This window comes from Thermoactinomyces sp. CICC 10521 (assembly GCF_016055135.1).
GTDB lineage: Bacteria > Bacillota > Bacilli > Thermoactinomycetales > Thermoactinomycetaceae > Thermoactinomyces_A > Thermoactinomyces_A daqus.
Genome location: NZ_JAECVZ010000084.1, coordinates 1 through 1,015 on the forward strand (window position 1 = coordinate 1; position 1,015 = coordinate 1,015).

A 1,015-nucleotide genomic window follows, 5' to 3' on the forward strand; every position below is an offset into this window, starting at 1 on the left:
ATCCCGAGGCCTACATCCAGGCATTTAAACGAATTGCCGTAACTGCTGAAAAAAATGGAGTACCGCTTGCGTCGAAGTTAAAGCCTGCGGTGAAAGAGATTAGCGACTGTTTTACATTCCAACAGCAACCTCATGGGTATTTTGCAAATATACCGTTTTCTAACTGCCCTCAAAAACCAGCTAATTCTATAGTAACAGTTAAAACGCAAGAAAAAGGAAAATTTTTTCTTGCAAAAAACGGGAAGAAGATTATTGGAAAATTTTATGTAACAAAAAATGGTGCTAAGATCAAAGATGGATTAATTGTAAAAGTTAATGATATTCCAAAGTATCGACCCGCAACAGGCAAGGTTGATCTTGACTATGTAGCAAAAGTAAGAAAAGATCTTGGACTTCTTACTCCTACTGAAGAAGCAGAATTAATGAAAAAGAGAATACTAAGGAATGAATCAACTGTTGCCGTTCTCGAATCAGATGGAGTACAAATATGGGGAAGAAGTAGTTGGAGTGAAGACGTACCAAACGGATATTCTGAACTTAGAAAAGAATGGTTTTATAACAGACCCTCAAGACCAAAAAAATACGAAGATCGATTGAAACTAGCAAAACAGGGTGTGAGATTTAAAGGTACTAATAATAGTACTTATACTCATGCAGAAGGAGATGTTTTTTGGCATTTATACCAATATCGAAAACAAAATAAAATTCTTGGTGGAAAGGCTACCCTTCATGTAGATCGACCTTTATGCGGCTATTGCGATGAAAGACAAGGTGTAAAGCAACTTGTTGAAGAAGTTGGATTAGATGAACTAACAGTAATAAGTCCAAGTGGAATACAAATCATAAGACCTGATCCAAACTTTAAAAGAAAATCATGGTAGAGGGGAATAGAGATATGAGCGAGTGGAAATTTCGTATTTTAAGGCCTGGAGAAAAAAAAGTAATAACAAATCCGAGTTGGGATCAAATTAAATCAACATTGGATCAAATCGATGGATATCAGCTTGACAATGTT

At 35.9% G+C, this 1,015-nt stretch carries 1 protein-coding gene; it reads left to right on the forward strand.

Annotation, left to right across the window (positions count from 1 at the left end):
* Positions 1-881, forward strand: an 881-nt coding sequence (locus I8U17_RS18060) for a hypothetical protein (protein ID WP_198059994.1), incomplete at its 5' end; no start/stop codon positions are given.
* Positions 882-1,015: the final 134 nt, after the last annotated feature.